The following is a 14,964-nucleotide window of genomic DNA, read 5'->3' on the forward strand; positions in this document are numbered from 1 at the left end:
AGGGAAGCGGCTCTTTGTTGCTTACACCACTTGATTTAGTCGAAAAAAAACCCCGCATTGCGGGGTTTTTTACTAAGAGTGGTAGCTTAGCCTTGTGGCTGAGTTACAACGTCTTTGATACCTTTAACTTCGATCTCTACGCGACGATCTGGTGCCAGGCAAGCGATCTGTGCTTTGGTAGCACGACCAGCTTTGTAGCCACAGGTGTTGCCAGTGACGGAATCAGCTTCGCCCATACCACGTGCAGAGATTTTTTCTGAAGGGATACCTTTAGATACCAGGTAATCAACAACGCTTTGTGCGCGTTTTTCAGACAGTTTCTGGTTGTACTGGTCAGAACCAACGGCGTCGGTGTAACCCAGAACTACAGCAGAACCATCTTTAGGATCCATTGCGCTCAGCTGAGTGTACAGCTGGTCAAGAGCCTGTTGGCCTTCTGCTTTCAGGGTAGATTTGTTGAAGTTGAACAGCACGTCAGACTTCAGAGTGAAACGCTTGGTTTCAACAACTGGAGCCGGAGCTGGAGCTGGTGCTGGAGCAACAACATCATCCTGACCGAAACGGTAAGAAACACCCAGGCTCAGCATGGTGTTGTCTGGACGTGCGCCGACAGTACCTGCATCACCGATGTTGCTAACGAATTGGTAGTCCAGGCGGGTAGCCCAGTTTTTGGTCAGTGCGTATTCAACACCAACTGCTGCCAACGGAGAAACGCCAGTGTCGTGATCGCTCAGACGAGTGCCGTTACCGTAGTTAGCTTTGGAATCTGCACGCCATACCATGCCGCCCAGACGAGTGTAGATGTCCAGATCGTCCATGATTGGGTAGCTCAGTTTAGCGGCCAGTTGAACGCCCTGCGCTTTGAAAGCACCGTTGTTCACGCTGCCTTTGTAAGGCATACGGCCAAGCCAGTCATAGCCCAGCTCGAAGCCCAGGTATTGGTTCGCCTGGTAACCCAGGAACGCGCCAGCACCCAGTTGATCTTTATGGGTCGGACCATTGCCGATACCATTCTGGTAACCGTTGCCGTAGAAACCAGTGTCATGGTACTGGGACCAGCCCAGTTTAGCACCAGTGTACCAGGTATTATCTTTTGGGGCGGCTTGCGCTACGGTAGCGAAACCAGCCAGTGCCACTGCTAATGCGATAGCTGTCTTTTTCATTTTGCGCCTCGTTATCATCCAAATAGGCAATGAGCTTTAAAGCTGTTTTAAGCCCTTGGTTAAATTCCTTCGCCAAGGTTTGAGCCCTCGTTTGTTACTCTGCCAGTTTATCTGGCGTTATAGAGCAACCTTGGCGATGTAAAGTCTACAACGTGGCGCGAAAGTTACAAGTGTGATGTGATAAAGCTCTAAAAAAAAACGCAGAAATATACATATTTACTAACATTAACCGGGAAAAAAACGAACATTTTAACCCTGGTTTTGGGCCGCGGAACCGCAGCCACACTCGCTTTGTCCCTGATCCCATAAAGGTTCCCTTACAGGGAGATGAAAATGATGGGAAAAATCCTAAATTTACTTAATGATACAAAGAAGAGTGAATTTTTAGGGTGGAACAGTGTCCGTGAACCGGGTTTATGTCACGTTGAGGACGCATAATGAACCCATAAGCGTTACCTAATTCTGCCGCACGCCTTAATTTTAGACGATCTTCTTCTGTAAGATCGGGCAGCCATCCAAGTACTACACTGTAGTTACCCGTCAGCAGCGCTTTTTCCATCGCTTCAACCGTGTCCAGCGAGTTAATTTGGCTCAGCTGCACCACTTTTCCAACCGGCAAGCCGGATTGTTGTAGCCATAACTTACTCAGTTTTTGCTGAGGCGTCAGCCATAACAACCAGCGTGACTGCATACCCAACTGCTGCAGCAGAGGCAACAATAATTGTACCACTGCGGGCTGATGCTCGTTGTAAACAAGTTCACTGATAAGGCCATTCTCTTTGCCGGCATTCGTGCTCTCTGCAGCATTACTCACCGCAAAAGAGGTGTGGCTGAAATGGGTATTGTAGAGTGATTGAGTACGCATAAAGTATCCCGCCCGTAGTGTCACTGTATGTTTATACAGTACATCCAGTTGTGATTAAGATCAACTCAAATCTTCGTAGTACCTCGCATAATTGCGATCATTTTTCATACACCGGACGTTTGTGATTGGCATGACTGCAGATAGTGCGTATTTTTCTAATTACTTGTTCACGTTACTTTTATTTCATTGATGTGGGGAATGATAGAACACTAATCTACACAAGGAGAACGCTATGAAAGGGACATCAAGTGGAAGGATCGTGCAGGCCAAAGCGTATTTTTACGCATTAGGCGGCATTACTACACGCTCGCAATTTGGCGGTTATGGGCTGCTGGCCGATGGCGTCATGTTCGCTGTGATTGCAGAAGGGGAGCTGTATCTTCGTGCGACGGATAGCCTGGAGCCTACTTTTCGGTCTCGCGGAATGGTTAATATGGTGTACTCCAAACGAGGGGTACCTATTACCATGCGTTATTACTGGGTTGATGAAACGCTGTGGCGCGACAGGAGGGAACTTGTGGGGTTAGCCTGGCAGGCTATTCGGGAAGCGCGCCGGGAACTCAAGGTTAAAACGGATAACCAGGGACGGCTGAAAACCTTGCCGAACATCGACATCAATATGGAACGGTTACTTTGGCGGGCGGGCATTCATAATGTTTATGATTTGCGCCTGAACGGTGCCAAACGCAGTTATCTTCGAATGTTGCAACAGCAACGCAATTTAGGATTGCGGCTACTGCTTTCTCTGGGAGGGGCTATCGCCGGCTATCATCATGCCGCTTTACCCTCGGAAATGCGCAGTGAGCTGACGAATTGGTTTGAACGTACCATGTCGTTACTTAGTCACGGACATAATCCGGGAGTCCGGGGCCTGATAAAAGGCCCCGGGTGATCAAGCCGATTTGCCGATTTGCGCATTCAGCATGGTAAGCTCCGGCAGCAACTCGATGACCAGCCCAATTTGCTGCAACACCAATTGATCTTTGCTTTCCGGCTCCGGCGCAGCGTGCACAATTCGTTCAGCCAGGCTTTCCAACGCCTGAGTGATGCGCCGGTCGTCGAGTTCTTCCTGGTGCAGGGCACCATCGACATAACAAACTGCATCATTTAACAGGTCCAGCGTAGCGGGGTTATTCAGACGCTCACGATGTGCACCCAACGCAGAGATATAACTCAACAAGGTGTGGTTTAAACACAACAGGCGGAAGGCGGCTTCCTGAACTTCTTTATTTGCTTTTGGATCGGCAGACATATTTGATATCACCGAAGCCAGCTCCGCATCACTGTTGTGTGCATCCCGGCGAGCGATACGATAAGGAAGGCCGTTGTCTTTACCCTGATGATATTGCACCAGAATGGCATCCAGATAACGGCAGTTGGCATTCAGCGTTTTACTGACAACTGCCGGTAATTGGCGGAATTTCCAGTCTGGCCAGATAAAACTGACTGCCGCCCAGGCGATGGCACATCCCAGAATCGTGTCATAAACCCGAGGCGCGGCCACTTCAAAACCCTCACCCAGCAAGTTAAAGCACAGCAATACCAGCAGGGTGATAAACATGGTGGCATGTGCGTATTGCACGGTTCGAAAGGCGAAGAATAGAACGCCGCTGATGACGATAAGCACCATCTGGCCTTCCAGCGAGGGCACAAAATAGAGGATCGGTAGGCCAACGAGAATGCCGGCCAGCGTGCCGATAATTCGAAGCGCCAGCCTGCGTCGCGTGGCGTTGTAATTGGGTTGGCAGACAAACAGGCTGGTTAACAGGATCCAATAACCGTGCTGCATGCCGGTAAACTGAATAAAGGCGTAGCCCACGCACAGTACCACTGACATACGGATGGCATGACGGAACAAGGCAGACTGAGGTGTCAGATGGCGGCTGATACGCAGGCGGATATCGCTCCAGCCGGTGAGCCGGTCATCCGACAGACTATTCTCTTCCGTCAGGCCACTGGCCAGTGCCTGCTCGGACTCAATATTTGCCAGTTGGGCGTCAATCGCGCGCAAATTTTTCAACAGGTGCGAGAGTGCTTTGGTCAGCTCACGGTTTTCCGGGGTGATGGCAATGCGAGTCAGTGCTTCTTCAATACGGCCAAAGACCGGTTCGAAACGAAGATTGTGCTGATACTTTTGCCGCAGCAAAATCGACTGTGCCAACTGCTGACAGGCGCGAGCCTGCATGCTGAGCAAGCGTTGGAAACGAAACAGAATATCACTGTGACGAAACTGTCGACTCAGTGCCTGATATTGAACGTGGGAGGAACTGGCGCGCTCATGGATATCCTGGGCGACGAAATAATAATGCAGCGTGCGGCGGGTACCGCGTTGCCCCCGATCGCCTTTTAGCCGCGTCAGCAATGAAACTTTGGTCTGGTTAAGAATGGTCACCAGAGTGCTATTGGCCATGGCAACGTCCATCCACGGCAGGTCGGCATCATGCTCGACGTCGGGGTCAAACAGGTTGGCTTTGGCATCCAGATAACTTGCCAATTGATTGTAACAACGCGCCAGATTTTCCTGCAGAGGTCGGATAGGAAAGATCAGGTGGCCAATCAGCGTCAGCAGGTTGTACCACAGGGCACCAAGGATCAGCAGCGTCGGCTGTTGATACCAGGCGTCATACATTGAGGTGCCGAGCATGGTATAGACCGCGATCAGCAAGGCACCAAATGCAATGGTGGCGTAACGTTGCCCCAGGGCGCCCAGCAAAATAAAACCGCAGGTGGAGGCGGTGAGGCCAAGAGCGAACAGCCAGGGATAAGGAAACAGCAGCTCAATGGAGGCGGAAGCAACAAAAAAACACACCAGTGTGATCAACAGATTGCGTAGCCTGCCAGCCAGGCGATCATCCAGATCGGTCAACGCCGCTGCCACCACCCCCAGAGTCAGGGGAATGGTGAGCTTGGGAATGGCTAACCACCAGGGTACGGCGGCCGCACCAGCCAGTGCAATGAAGATTCGCAGATCGTAAAGCAGATTGCTGTTGTAGGCATAACGGCGTATTGCTGGTGCAAAAGAGAGCACGAAAAACTCCTCAGGCGGAGAAAAAATTAACGCTGCTGATACTGACGTCGGGCATTTTCAGTTCTGGCCTGTTGCGCCATTTCAACGGATACCACTCGTCGCCCGACCGGCCACAGGGCAATGGCGGCGATTTTGAAATTGGCTATACCCACCGGGATGCCAATAATCGTTACACACTGCACAATCCCGGCGGCAATATGCGACAGGCACAGCCACCAGCCGAACAGGATCAGCCAGATAATGTTCAGCAGTGAACCACTGGCGGAAAGCAGTGCATTGCTTTTTTCCGGGTACAATTCATTAACGTGAATGGCTTCGTTACCGAATGGCAGTAACGACAGCTTGGTGATTTCCCAGCAGGAGCGGGTTAGCGGCAGGGTGATGATCAGCACCACGCTAAACACCGTTGCGACCAGCCAGCCAAGGGTGGTGAAAAAACCGCCTAACACAAAATTAAGAATATTCAGTACAGTACGCATAGTCGTCATTCTGCTCTAATGATGGCCAAACCGCGATGCGGTGCGTTTGCTATCAAAACGCAAAATCTATTCTACCCTTTTTTTAGCGCTAGAGTGCCACTGCTTATCGCAGGTAAACTGGCAGATATCCGTTATTTAATCTCAACATAGTCATGGCGCGACGATATGGAACTTAAAGCGACATCGCTGGGGAAACACCTGGCTCAGCATCCTTACAACCGTGTGCGGTTGCTGCACGCCGGTGTCGAGGTGAGCGGTGAGAAGCATGAATATCTTATTCCTTTCAATCAGTTGATTCATGTCCGGTGTAAGCGGGGCATTGTCTGGGGCGAGCTGGAGTTTGAGCTGCCGGAGGAGAAAGTGGTGCGCCTGCATGGTACCGAATGGCAGGAAACCCAGCGCTTCTATCACTATCTCCAGCAGGCCTGGCAACAGTGGAGCGCCGAAATGAGCGAAGTTAGCGCCGGCGTGTTGCAGCAACAGGTTGAACATATCCAGCGTATTGAACAGCAGGATAAGTGGTTTAAAAAATCCGAACTGGGCAAGCTGCAGCAACAAATTCGCGAGTCTTTCGGTGCCTTACCTATGCCGGTAGCGCGACTGGAGCAATTTGACAATTGTCGGGATGATTATCTCCTTTGTCAGCAATGGCTGCAGCATGGGTTGCAAAGTGTCGGGCAGCGTAATCAGCAGTGGACCGAACGTATGCTGGAGAGCTACCACGACTTCTTCCAGAACATCGAAACTTCCCCCCTGAACGACTCACAAAGCCGCGCAGTAGTTAATGGCGAAGATTCAGTGTTGGTCCTGGCCGGGGCCGGCAGTGGGAAAACCTCGGTGTTGGTGGCGCGGGCCGGTTGGCTGCTGCGTCGCCAGGAGGCTGAACCGGGGCAAATACTGTTATTGGCGTTTGGCCGTCAGGCGGCGGAAGAGATGAACGAGCGCATTCAGGAGCGCCTGGGCAGCGTGGCGATCCAGGCCAAAACCTTCCACGCATTGGCACTGCAGATTATTCAGCAGGGCAACCGCAAGGTACCGGCGATCAGTAAGCTGGAAACCGACAGTAAGGCTCGAAGAGCTTTGTTGATAACCCATTGGCAGCAGCAATGTGCAGAAAAAAAAGCACAGGCTAAAGGGTGGCGCCAGTGGTTGCTCGAAGAACTGGAATGGGAAGTGCCGGAAGGTGATTTTTGGCAGGATAAACGCCTGGCAGAACGGCTGGCTGGCCGACTGGAACGTTGGCTGGGGTTGATGCGAATGCACGGTGGTAGCCAGGCGGAAATGATCGAACAGGCAGATGAAGAGGTCCGTGACCTGTTTTCAAAACGTATCCGGCTGATGGCACCGTTGCTCAAGGCATGGAAAGGTGCGCTGAAAGATGAGGGGGCAATAGACTTCTCTGGCCTGATCCATCAGGCGGTCAATATTCTGGAGAAAGGGCGTTTTGTCAGCCCGTGGAAACATATTCTGGTTGATGAATTTCAGGATATCTCACCGCAACGGGCACAACTGCTGGCGGCGCTACGTAAACAAAATAAACAGACTTGCCTGTTTGCCGTGGGTGATGACTGGCAGGCGATTTACCGTTTCAGCGGGGCTGAACTGACGCTGACCACAGCATTTGCCGAGAACTTTGGCGAAGGGGCACAATGTGCGCTCGACACCACTTACCGTTTCAATGAGCGTATTGGTGAGGTGGCAAACCGCTTTGTACAGCAGAACCCGCACCAGTTGAAGAAACCGCTGAACAGCCTGAGCAAAGGCAACAAGAAATCGGTGGTTCTGTTGCCGCACGAACAACTCGAAAATTTGTTGGATAAGCTCAGTGGCTATGCCAAGCCCGAAGAGCGGATTCTGGTGTTGGCACGTTACCATCATCTAAAGCCGCAGGCGTTGTCAAAAGCGTCAACCCGCTGGCCTAAACTGACCATCGAGTTTATGACCATCCACGCCAGCAAAGGGCAGCAGGCCGAGTACGTGATTATCGCCGGTTTGCACCAGGGAAACGACGGTTTTCCTGCAGTTGCGCGTGAGTCGATATTAGAAGACGTTCTGTTGCCGCAGCCGGAAGACTTCCCGGATGCCGAGGAGCGGCGACTGTTGTATGTGGCGCTAACTCGCGCCAAGCATCAGGTGTGGTTATTGCAGGATCGCGAGCGCCCGTCGGTGTTCGTTGAACAACTGCAGGATCTCGGCGTACCCTCGCAGAAGAAACCCTAAACCCAATGCCTGGCGGAAACCAGGCCATGATGGTTACTTCAGACGGTCCTGCAAGTAGCGCTGGTAGTCAGGGATGGTGATTTCCACTTCGCTTTTAAACAGTGGGGAGTCAATCAGGAAGTCTGCGGTGGAGCGGTTGGTGGCGACGGGGATATTCCATACCGTCGCCAGGCGCAGCAGGGCTTTCACATCCGGATCGTGGGGCACCGCGTTCAATGGATCCCAGAAGAAGATCAACATATCGATTTTGCCCTCGGCGATCAGCGCCCCCACCTGCTGGTCGCCCCCCATAGGTCCGCTCAGCATGCTATTTACCGGAATACCGCTGGCTTGCTGGATCAGGTTGCCGGTGGTTCCGGTGGCATAAAGTTGGTGTTGTTCCAGCACGGACTTATTGTCTTCAACCCATGCCAGCAGGGCTTGTTTACGGTGATCGTGCGCCACCAGCGCAATGTGTTTGCGCGCGGCGATAGTGCGGGTAGTAAATTCCATCTGGAGTTCCTTCGCTAATCGGGTGATGTGCGACAGATTACTGAAACTGTTTTTCACTGCCTAGCGTTTACACCTGAAAATGCGAAGAAAGCGCGCCTTTAAATAAAAGGCGTCATCAATCTTGCTTAACGCACTGCCTGTTTATTTGCCCAATGAAGAAAACGTTTCTGCGTTTCTTTGTCTGCCTGCTGGAACCAGTATTGCAGCATTTGCTCGGAAACGTTTTCACCTTTCAGTGTCACTGTGGGGGTGTTTAAAGCGGCATTCGCCAGCGGTGAGCCGGGGGCGGTGGCGCGAACATGGGTGAACGCAGGTATGGAAGCCGGGTGCTTCTGACTGTTGTAATCAGCCATCAGCTTTTCCAGATCGATGTTAAGCGTGATGTCGTCGGGGCGTAATACGTCGTGTTTCATCGCCAACGCATTGCCGTTCTTATCAATCACCTGATAATTGAACGTCTTATCAAATCGCTGACCATCCCGGACATTTTCAATACGCGGCAGCTCAATGGCTACGGAACTGACATTTTGCGTATTGAAGGTGGCGATCAGCGGAGGTGAAGTATAGACAGTTTGTTCGTTTTGCCCTGAGCGTACAGACTTGGCCACTTTAAATAGTAATTGATGTTGTCCGCCATCCAGCTCCAGGCTGTCAGCGCCTTTTAACAACGAGCCTGTCATTTTCTTGCCGTCGACCACCAGCAGGTCGATGTCAGGAGAGAGTTTCAGGGTCGTAGCCACGGCAGGTATGCTGATACCGATGCTGAGCAGCGCCGCAACCATCAGACCAAATTTCATTGTTATCTCCTTATAAGCGCATCGCTATTAGTGTTGAACACGCCATAGACTGTGTCAAAGTTTTTCAGCATTACGTTGTTTGGTTACAAATATACACATTTGTATTTATTTTGACACCATTTAACCCGGCAGAGGCTGACAGTGACAGCATCAGACCGCAAAAATTACCGGGAGTTTCCGTGACTCTGGGTTTAGCCGATTTAAGGTCAGTGGGTTACACTCGAAATAGGGAAATCCCCCGTCGATAATTGGGAGCGGAAAATGCAAGACATCGATATTGCCGGCCTGCTGCAGCAGGTGAAAACCATTGCGCTGGTGGGCGCCAGTGATAATCCGGCGCGGCCGAGTTTTGGCGTGATGGCCTATCTGCTTGCTCAGGGATATCAGGTTACGCCGGTCAGCCCAAAACTGGCGGGGCAAACCTTGCTGGGCCAGCAGGCCTATGCCACGTTGAAGGATATCCCGCACCCGGTGGACATGGTTGACGTGTTCCGTAATTCAGAAGCGGCATATGCGGTTGCGCAAGAGGCCATTGCGATTGGTGCCAAAGTATTGTGGCTGCAAATCGGCGTCATTAATGAGCAGGCCGCGGCATTGGCAAACGAGGCGGGGCTGAAAGTGGTGATGGATCGTTGCCCTAAAATCGAAATTCCGCGTTTGGGGCTGGAGCGCTGAGTAAAAAGCCTGGCATGGTGCCAGGCTTTTATCCGTTGTTTCTCAGGCCTGGCGCATCAGTTGCGCAGGCGTGGAGCTTGTAGCTGGTGGCGAATAGACTCCGCCAACTCGTCCAGCGAAGGTTGTTCAGGATGAGCTTCCTGGGCTTCCCCATCTAACTGCGCTTCTGCCAGATAGGTATGCACCGGCTGGCCTTCTTCGTCTTCCATCACCACGTGGTACCAAGGGGCGAAACGTAAATCGGTATTCGCCGCTATTTCATCAGCCTTAGGCTGTTCCATAGAGTATTCAGGGTCGATATCAATCACCACCCCCAAGTACCCCAGCAGCTTATGCCGAACCTGTTGTCCGATACCGAATTTGCTGGCAATCATGATGACCTCCTGAGAAACAATGCCTTGCTCTCTATATGAGGGCAAAACAGCGTATTTCAAGTTACATCACCCGACACGCAAACCCTTTCAAATACAGCCCTTCAGGATAAGTCGCGATAACCGGGTGATCGGCAGCCTGACGATACTGCTCTATAAATTGTACATCACGCCCGGCATCTACAGCGGCATCGGCCAAAATTTTCTGGAATAAATCGGTTGGCATCAGACCGGAACAGGAGAAGCTGAGCAAAATGCCGCCTGGGTTCAGCAGCTGCAGCGCCAACATATTGATATCTTTGTAACCGCGGCAAGCACCGGCCAGCTGGTTCTTGTTTTCGACGAACTTCGGCGGATCCATAATGATCAGGTCGAATTTTTCACCCTGCGTGCGGTAAGCGCGCAGCAGTTGGAACACGTCGTCACGGACAAATTCTGCTTTGCTCAGGTCTAACTGGTTTAGCTCGACGTTCTGTTTGGCGATATCCAATGCGGCTTGCGATGTATCAACGCTGATCACCTGAGTACAACCGCCCATCAGGGCCGACACGGCGAAGGCGCCGGTATAGGAGAAGCAGTTAAGCACGCGGCGGCCGGCGGAATAGTTACGTGCGGCCAGACGGCTGTCGCGCTGGTCGAGGTAAAAACCGGTCTTATGGCCTTGCTGAATATCCACCAGCAGCTTCATGCCATGTTCGGTGATAGGCAGCAGAGCAGGGGGCAGATCGCCCACGACCTGACCCTGAGCCAAGGGTAAACCTTCTTTTTTACGTACCGCGACGTCTGAACGATCGTAGATGGCACATTCCGGGTAACAATGCTGCAAAGCGGTAATCAACGCGGCACGCTGATATTCAGCGCCGGCGGACAGCAACTGCAACACCAGGAAGTTCTGGAAGCGATCGATAGTAATGCCTGGCATACCGTCGGATTCGCCGGCGATCAGACGGTAACCGTCCAGCCCATCACGTTTGGCAACCCAATCACGCCAGCTTTGCGCCTGCTGTAAACGGCGGATGAAGAATTCGATGTTAATCTCTTCGTCCGGCAAAAAGGTCCAGACGCGGGCGCGGATTTGCGACTCCGGTGAATAGGCACCTCGTGCCAGCCATTTGCCTTGGGCGTCGTGAATATCGATGGTTTCGCCAGACAGGGCTTTACCTTCGACACGTTGAACAGCGCCGGAAAACACCCATGGGTGGCGACGGAGTAAGGACTTTTCACGTCCTTTGGCGAGAAACAAGCGTACGGTCATAATTAAGAATGCTGCCAGCTAGATAAAATGAGTGGCGTCGCCGTGCAGATGCACAGGCAATACCATATACGAAAGTCGATAAGGGGCCGATTATGACACAAGTTTGCATTGCTGCGTATGTCTATGGCGTGGTGCAAGGGGTGGGGTTTCGTTACAACACTCAGCATCAGGCGACGGCATTGGGGTTAAGCGGTTACGCGCGTAATCTTGATGACGGCAGCGTTGAAGTACTGGCCTGCGGCGAACAACCGCAGGTGGACAAGCTGGTGGAATGGCTGAAAAATGGCGGCTCGCGTAGTGCACGGGTCGATCGCGTGCTGGTGGAGCCGAGAGGCGCGGCCGATTTTCAAGGCTTCAGCATTCGCTATTAGCATTTCAGATACATTTTACCGGTTTCGGCAGCCCGGCTATCTTGGTTGCCTGTTTGGCCGGGCCTTTGGGGAATAAACGGTAGAGATAGCGGCTGTTGCCTTTCTCTTCGCCGTACTTCTGCGCCATGGCCTTGACCAGCATGCGGATCGCCGGGGAAGTATTAAATTCCAGGTAAAAGCCGCGTACGAAACGCACCACTTCCCAATGTGCTTCGGTCAGCGTTATCTCTTCCTGTGCGGCTAGCAGTGGTGCCAGGGCTTCATGCCAATCGGCGCTGTTTTTCAGGTAACCTTGTGCGTCAGTTTCAATAACCTGACCTTGATACTCCAACATACTGCCTCGGTAATGGATAATTCAGAACGGCCGTCAGTTTAGCAAACTTTTGTCGCTGCAAAAAATAAAGCCCCGCCGGAGCGGGGCCTTGGGTCTTTCTCAGGCGTTAAATCAGTTGCTGCGCGCGAAGCCCAGAATGCTCAACAGGCTGATGAACATGTTGTACAGCGATACATACAGGCTAACGGTAGCGCGGATGTAGTTGGTTTCACCGCCGTGGATAATATTGCTGGTTTCCCACAGGATGGCACCGGCGGAGAACAGGATAAACAGCGCGCTAATGGCCAGATGCAGGGCAGGGATCTGCAGGAACAGGTTGGCGATGACCGCAACCAGCAGTACCACAAAACCGGCCATCATCATCCCGGACAGGAACGACATATCCTTGCGGGTAGTCAGCACGTAGGCTGAACAGCAGAAGAACACCACCGCGGTGCCACCCAGCGCCAGCATGATCAGGTCACCGGCTCCGGTATTAATGAATGAACTGAGGATCGGCCCCAGGGCATAGCCCATAAAACCGGTCAGTGCGAAGGCCGCCAGAATACCGGCCGGGCTGTTTGCCAGCTTATGGGTCAGGAACATCAGCCCATAGAAACCGACCAACATCAGCAACAGGCCCGGTGCCGGTAGCCCCAGCATGGTGCTGGCGGTAGCGGTCAGTGCCGAGAATGCCAGCGTCAGGGAAAGCAGAAAGTAGGTGTTACGCAGAACCTTATGCGTGCTCAGTAACGAGTCGCGTGAGGAGGATGAGACGACAATGCGGTCCATAATGATCTCTCTTATCAGGTCATCACAAAATTAGTGACGATGATAGGCAGCGCAAGCGTTTGATTAAAGTTTGTTTACCAATCTTTACCCTTAGTTATCATTGTTGCAACCTTGAGCCGGAGTTGGCGCTTTATTCAACGCTCACACGCCAAATGCTGTTTTTTCGCTCGGTTGAACGGTAATGGGCTTTACAAGCAGATCGGCTATGTTTATAGTTCGGCTCGTTGCGGAGGGGTGGCCGAGTGGCTGAAGGCAACGGTCTTGAAAACCGTCGACGGGAAACCGTTCCAGAGTTCGAATCTCTGCTCCTCCGCCATTATTTTAGCTCATGTCATTGATTGACATGAGCTTTTTTGTTTCACGTTCCCCTCGGTATGCCATCCAGTATGCCAACTCCGTCTGGCTTGCGCTGGTAGCCTTGAGAATACATCGGACAGGTTATCATCCATCTCCGGTTTCATTTCGTTGCCAGTGCTCCCGGATAGTGTCTGGCGATAATGTCATTCAGCTTATCAACCAGTTCCGAACGCTTAAATGTGATATGTGCCGTTCCCTTCTGAAAGTATTTAATAGTAAACATTTCATCCTCATAATGGGTGCTGTGCCGGTTTTCATGGATATGATCGCCCAGACGGCGAGTAACGTCGGCGCGGTTGTCGGGAATAGGTTGACCATCGAGTATCATCAGCATGCGTTCAAGGTCGGCTAACCTGTCACGCTGCCAGCCCCAGTTGAGTCCAAACCCCCACTGGTCGTGCTTTACGACACCATCCACAATAATCTTTTTCCCGAACATGCAGGGGCTATTCGATTTGTAGTCCCAACTAAGATTTTTGAACACGTTGATAGCGCCCCGCTCAAACACTTCTTCTTTGCTCTGATGCAGCTGCTCGAAAGTCGCCAGAATATTGGCCTCGCTAATCTCCGGTAGTTCCTCCTCATCCAGGTTCTTGTGCCATTCGTCACGGGCTTGCGCGTCCATCAGCGAAATCATTCCAGATTTCAGCATCAGATCCTGCCAGATGCTACGATCTATGTTGCGGGTGATGGCTTTCATGGCGGTTTCCACTTTCTCTGTAAACCAGCAGTCGTAGCGGTGACCCGGTCGCATCGCCCACTCTTTTGCCGTTCCACCGCCGATGCTGCTGGTCAGCGTCGATATTTCATCAAGCTGGTGGATAAGGGTCTCAATTTGCATCAGCGCAGTGTTTCGTCCAGAGACGATACGCTCAATGCTGGTGGAGCAAATCATATCGGTATGGTCGGTTAATACTTCAGGTTCAGTCTGCATGTTTTGTCTCCATAAAAGCAAAAGCCCGCCGGTTTAAAGGGCGGGCTCTATGCGGGGTTGTTAAGAGTGTTGCTCGAGGAAATGGCGGTGTTAGCGTCAGGGATTACCAATCGAATAGGGCAAAGCCCGGCAGGATCTCGCCTGCCGCATCCAGATGCAGGACGGTGATGTGGTGTTGTCTCATCAGGGTAATCATTAACCGACGGAATTCTTTCGACAGTCCCAATCGTTTAAGCCGTAGCACCGGATGCCGCCACGCCATGAGTCTTATCAGATACCCGGTGCCTGTATAATGTACCCACTCGCTGTCGCCATAGTCCCCCTGCTGGTGTGAAGCGTGATACAGCACCCTGTTATCGTCGTCGGTGATATGGGCCGTACTGCACTGGATACCGGTGAACAGTACGCCGGCAAGCAGCCTGTGTGGGTTCATGGTCGCTTTTCCCCCTGGATAGCCTGCGTGATGACCTGATATCCGTTGCGTGTCATTAGTCCGGTGGCGTGACGGGCCCGCAAGATATCGATGGCAGTGATAAACGGTGATTGTTCCGTGCATGAGAATCCCCGACGGTCAGTGCGTACCAGGTCGAACTTTTCCACGATAAAATTCAGGGCATCAGCCAGTGATATACCGGCCTCAATATGTTCCTGAATGATTGTGTCATCACTGAACACAGTGTCGTTCACAGTCAGACCGTAATGTTGTGCCAGCAGATACGTAAGCAGATCCCGCCAGATGGCAACGGGTGATGGGCAGGAGTAAACCTCCCGTTTAGGGGGGAAAGGTGAAGTCTTCATGTGGATTATCTCGAGGTTTGAATAAGCAAGGTGGGTAGTGGATTTATTTAAGTG

The 14,964-nt window shown here is 52.1% G+C and carries 17 protein-coding genes and 1 tRNA gene; 5 read left to right on the top strand and 13 right to left on the bottom strand.

All coding sequences use genetic code 11. The features are described 5' to 3' along the window. Positions 1–86 precede the first annotated feature (86 nt). Positions 87–1,163, bottom strand: a complete 1,077-nt coding sequence (gene ompA, locus ACSOSI_RS09285) for a porin OmpA (protein ID WP_012006181.1) — start codon at positions 1,161–1,163, stop codon at positions 87–89. A 358-nt stretch (positions 1,164–1,521) separates the two neighbouring features. Continuing rightward, positions 1,522–2,028: an SOS-induced cell division inhibitor SulA gene (sulA, locus tag ACSOSI_RS09290; RefSeq protein ID WP_017892311.1), complete on the bottom strand. Its 507-nt coding sequence runs from the start codon at positions 2,026–2,028 to the stop codon at positions 1,522–1,524. A 232-nt stretch (positions 2,029–2,260) separates the two neighbouring features. Here sulA and ACSOSI_RS09295 point away from each other — a divergent pair, with 232 nt between their 5' ends. Then, the gene (locus ACSOSI_RS09295) at positions 2,261–2,920 is read left to right on the top strand and encodes a TfoX/Sxy family protein (protein WP_476706939.1); all 660 of its coding nucleotides are present in this window, start codon (positions 2,261–2,263) and stop codon (positions 2,918–2,920) included. On the opposite strand, the gene yccS is transcribed toward ACSOSI_RS09295, so the two are convergent. Next, on the bottom strand, positions 2,921–5,056 hold the full coding sequence (gene yccS / locus ACSOSI_RS09300; protein WP_476706940.1) for a YccS family putative transporter: 2,136 nt from the start codon (positions 5,054–5,056) through the stop codon (positions 2,921–2,923). Between the two features lie 26 nt (positions 5,057–5,082). Then, complete coding sequence (locus ACSOSI_RS09305; protein WP_017892313.1) at positions 5,083–5,535, bottom strand: YccF domain-containing protein; 453 nt, start codon at positions 5,533–5,535, stop codon at positions 5,083–5,085. Positions 5,536–5,700: 165 nt separating this feature from the next. Here ACSOSI_RS09305 and helD point away from each other — a divergent pair, with 165 nt between their 5' ends. Beyond that, entirely contained in the window at positions 5,701–7,755 is a 2,055-nt protein-coding gene (gene helD / locus ACSOSI_RS09310; protein WP_476706941.1) for a DNA helicase IV, read from the top strand. Between the two features lie 33 nt (positions 7,756–7,788). On the opposite strand, the gene ACSOSI_RS09315 is transcribed toward helD, so the two are convergent. Together ACSOSI_RS09315 and ACSOSI_RS09320 are read right to left on the bottom strand one after the other, a co-directional pair. After that, positions 7,789–8,247, bottom strand: a complete 459-nt coding sequence (locus tag ACSOSI_RS09315) for a methylglyoxal synthase (protein ID WP_261088943.1) — start codon at positions 8,245–8,247, stop codon at positions 7,789–7,791. 125 nt (positions 8,248–8,372) lie between these two features. Further along, positions 8,373–9,044 carry a DUF2057 family protein gene (locus ACSOSI_RS09320; RefSeq protein WP_476706942.1) on the bottom strand — a complete coding sequence of 224 codons (672 nt, stop codon included), beginning with the start codon at positions 9,042–9,044 and terminating at the stop codon, positions 8,373–8,375. 261 nt (positions 9,045–9,305) lie between these two features. Here ACSOSI_RS09320 and ACSOSI_RS09325 point away from each other — a divergent pair, with 261 nt between their 5' ends. Next, on the top strand, positions 9,306–9,719 hold the full coding sequence (locus ACSOSI_RS09325; RefSeq protein ID WP_115182811.1) for a CoA-binding protein: 414 nt from the start codon (positions 9,306–9,308) through the stop codon (positions 9,717–9,719). A gap of 56 nt (positions 9,720–9,775) precedes the next feature. Here the strand turns inward: ACSOSI_RS09325 and hspQ are convergent, their stop codons facing one another. Both hspQ and rlmI read right to left on the bottom strand, forming a co-directional pair. Next, on the bottom strand, positions 9,776–10,093 hold the full coding sequence (gene hspQ / locus ACSOSI_RS09330) for a heat shock protein HspQ (protein WP_012006190.1): 318 nt from the start codon (positions 10,091–10,093) through the stop codon (positions 9,776–9,778). Positions 10,094–10,154: 61 nt separating this feature from the next. After that, entirely contained in the window at positions 10,155–11,345 is a 1,191-nt protein-coding gene (gene rlmI, locus ACSOSI_RS09335; RefSeq protein WP_017892317.1) for a 23S rRNA (cytosine(1962)-C(5))-methyltransferase RlmI, read from the bottom strand. Between the two features lie 92 nt (positions 11,346–11,437). Here rlmI and yccX point away from each other — a divergent pair, with 92 nt between their 5' ends. After that, positions 11,438–11,716, top strand: coding sequence for an acylphosphatase (gene yccX, locus ACSOSI_RS09340; RefSeq protein ID WP_476706943.1), 279 nt, complete (start codon positions 11,438–11,440; stop codon positions 11,714–11,716). Between the two features lie 4 nt (positions 11,717–11,720). On the opposite strand, the gene tusE is transcribed toward yccX, so the two are convergent. Beyond that, the gene (tusE, locus tag ACSOSI_RS09345) at positions 11,721–12,050 is read right to left on the bottom strand and encodes a sulfurtransferase TusE (protein ID WP_012006193.1); all 330 of its coding nucleotides are present in this window, start codon (positions 12,048–12,050) and stop codon (positions 11,721–11,723) included. A 111-nt stretch (positions 12,051–12,161) separates the two neighbouring features. Then, positions 12,162–12,821, bottom strand: a complete 660-nt coding sequence (gene yccA / locus ACSOSI_RS09350) for an FtsH protease modulator YccA (protein WP_004942825.1) — start codon at positions 12,819–12,821, stop codon at positions 12,162–12,164. Between the two features lie 228 nt (positions 12,822–13,049). Here yccA and ACSOSI_RS09355 point away from each other — a divergent pair. Continuing rightward, positions 13,050–13,137, top strand: a tRNA-Ser gene (locus ACSOSI_RS09355). A 141-nt stretch (positions 13,138–13,278) separates the two neighbouring features. Here the strand turns inward: ACSOSI_RS09355 and ACSOSI_RS09360 are convergent. The 3 genes from ACSOSI_RS09360 to ACSOSI_RS09370 form a co-directional block, all read right to left on the bottom strand. Continuing rightward, positions 13,279–14,112: a DUF4942 domain-containing protein gene (locus ACSOSI_RS09360; protein ID WP_476706944.1), complete on the bottom strand. Its 834-nt coding sequence runs from the start codon at positions 14,110–14,112 to the stop codon at positions 13,279–13,281. A 103-nt stretch (positions 14,113–14,215) separates the two neighbouring features. Further along, positions 14,216–14,545 carry a DUF5983 family protein gene (locus ACSOSI_RS09365; protein WP_410071719.1) on the bottom strand — a complete coding sequence of 110 codons (330 nt, stop codon included), beginning with the start codon at positions 14,543–14,545 and terminating at the stop codon, positions 14,216–14,218. Further along, positions 14,542–14,910: a TA system toxin CbtA family protein gene (locus ACSOSI_RS09370; protein ID WP_012006196.1), complete on the bottom strand. Its 369-nt coding sequence runs from the start codon at positions 14,908–14,910 to the stop codon at positions 14,542–14,544. Before ACSOSI_RS09370 ends, ACSOSI_RS09365 begins: the two co-directional genes overlap by 4 nt. Positions 14,911–14,964 lie beyond the last annotated feature (54 nt).

Source organism: Serratia sp. AR11 (assembly GCF_056376275.1).

Coding starts and splice junctions, on each gene's coding strand:
- ompA (WP_012006181.1), bottom strand. CDS start 1,163: ATGAAAAAGACAGCTATCGCATTAGCAGTGGCACTGGCTGGTTTCGCT.
- sulA (WP_017892311.1), bottom strand. CDS start 2,028: ATGCGTACTCAATCACTCTACAATACCCATTTCAGCCACACCTCTTTT.
- ACSOSI_RS09295 (WP_476706939.1), top strand. CDS start 2,261: ATGAAAGGGACATCAAGTGGAAGGATCGTGCAGGCCAAAGCGTATTTT.
- ACSOSI_RS09305 (WP_017892313.1), bottom strand. CDS start 5,535: ATGCGTACTGTACTGAATATTCTTAATTTTGTGTTAGGCGGTTTTTTC.
- helD (WP_476706941.1), top strand. CDS start 5,701: ATGGAACTTAAAGCGACATCGCTGGGGAAACACCTGGCTCAGCATCCT.
- ACSOSI_RS09315 (WP_261088943.1), bottom strand. CDS start 8,247: ATGGAATTTACTACCCGCACTATCGCCGCGCGCAAACACATTGCGCTG.
- ACSOSI_RS09320 (WP_476706942.1), bottom strand. CDS start 9,044: ATGAAATTTGGTCTGATGGTTGCGGCGCTGCTCAGCATCGGTATCAGC.
- ACSOSI_RS09325 (WP_115182811.1), top strand. CDS start 9,306: ATGCAAGACATCGATATTGCCGGCCTGCTGCAGCAGGTGAAAACCATT.
- hspQ (WP_012006190.1), bottom strand. CDS start 10,093: ATGATTGCCAGCAAATTCGGTATCGGACAACAGGTTCGGCATAAGCTG.
- rlmI (WP_017892317.1), bottom strand. CDS start 11,345: ATGACCGTACGCTTGTTTCTCGCCAAAGGACGTGAAAAGTCCTTACTC.
- yccX (WP_476706943.1), top strand. CDS start 11,438: ATGACACAAGTTTGCATTGCTGCGTATGTCTATGGCGTGGTGCAAGGG.
- tusE (WP_012006193.1), bottom strand. CDS start 12,050: ATGTTGGAGTATCAAGGTCAGGTTATTGAAACTGACGCACAAGGTTAC.
- yccA (WP_004942825.1), bottom strand. CDS start 12,821: ATGGACCGCATTGTCGTCTCATCCTCCTCACGCGACTCGTTACTGAGC.
- ACSOSI_RS09360 (WP_476706944.1), bottom strand. CDS start 14,112: ATGCAGACTGAACCTGAAGTATTAACCGACCATACCGATATGATTTGC.
- ACSOSI_RS09365 (WP_410071719.1), bottom strand. CDS start 14,545: ATGAACCCACACAGGCTGCTTGCCGGCGTACTGTTCACCGGTATCCAG.
- ACSOSI_RS09370 (WP_012006196.1), bottom strand. CDS start 14,910: ATGAAGACTTCACCTTTCCCCCCTAAACGGGAGGTTTACTCCTGCCCA.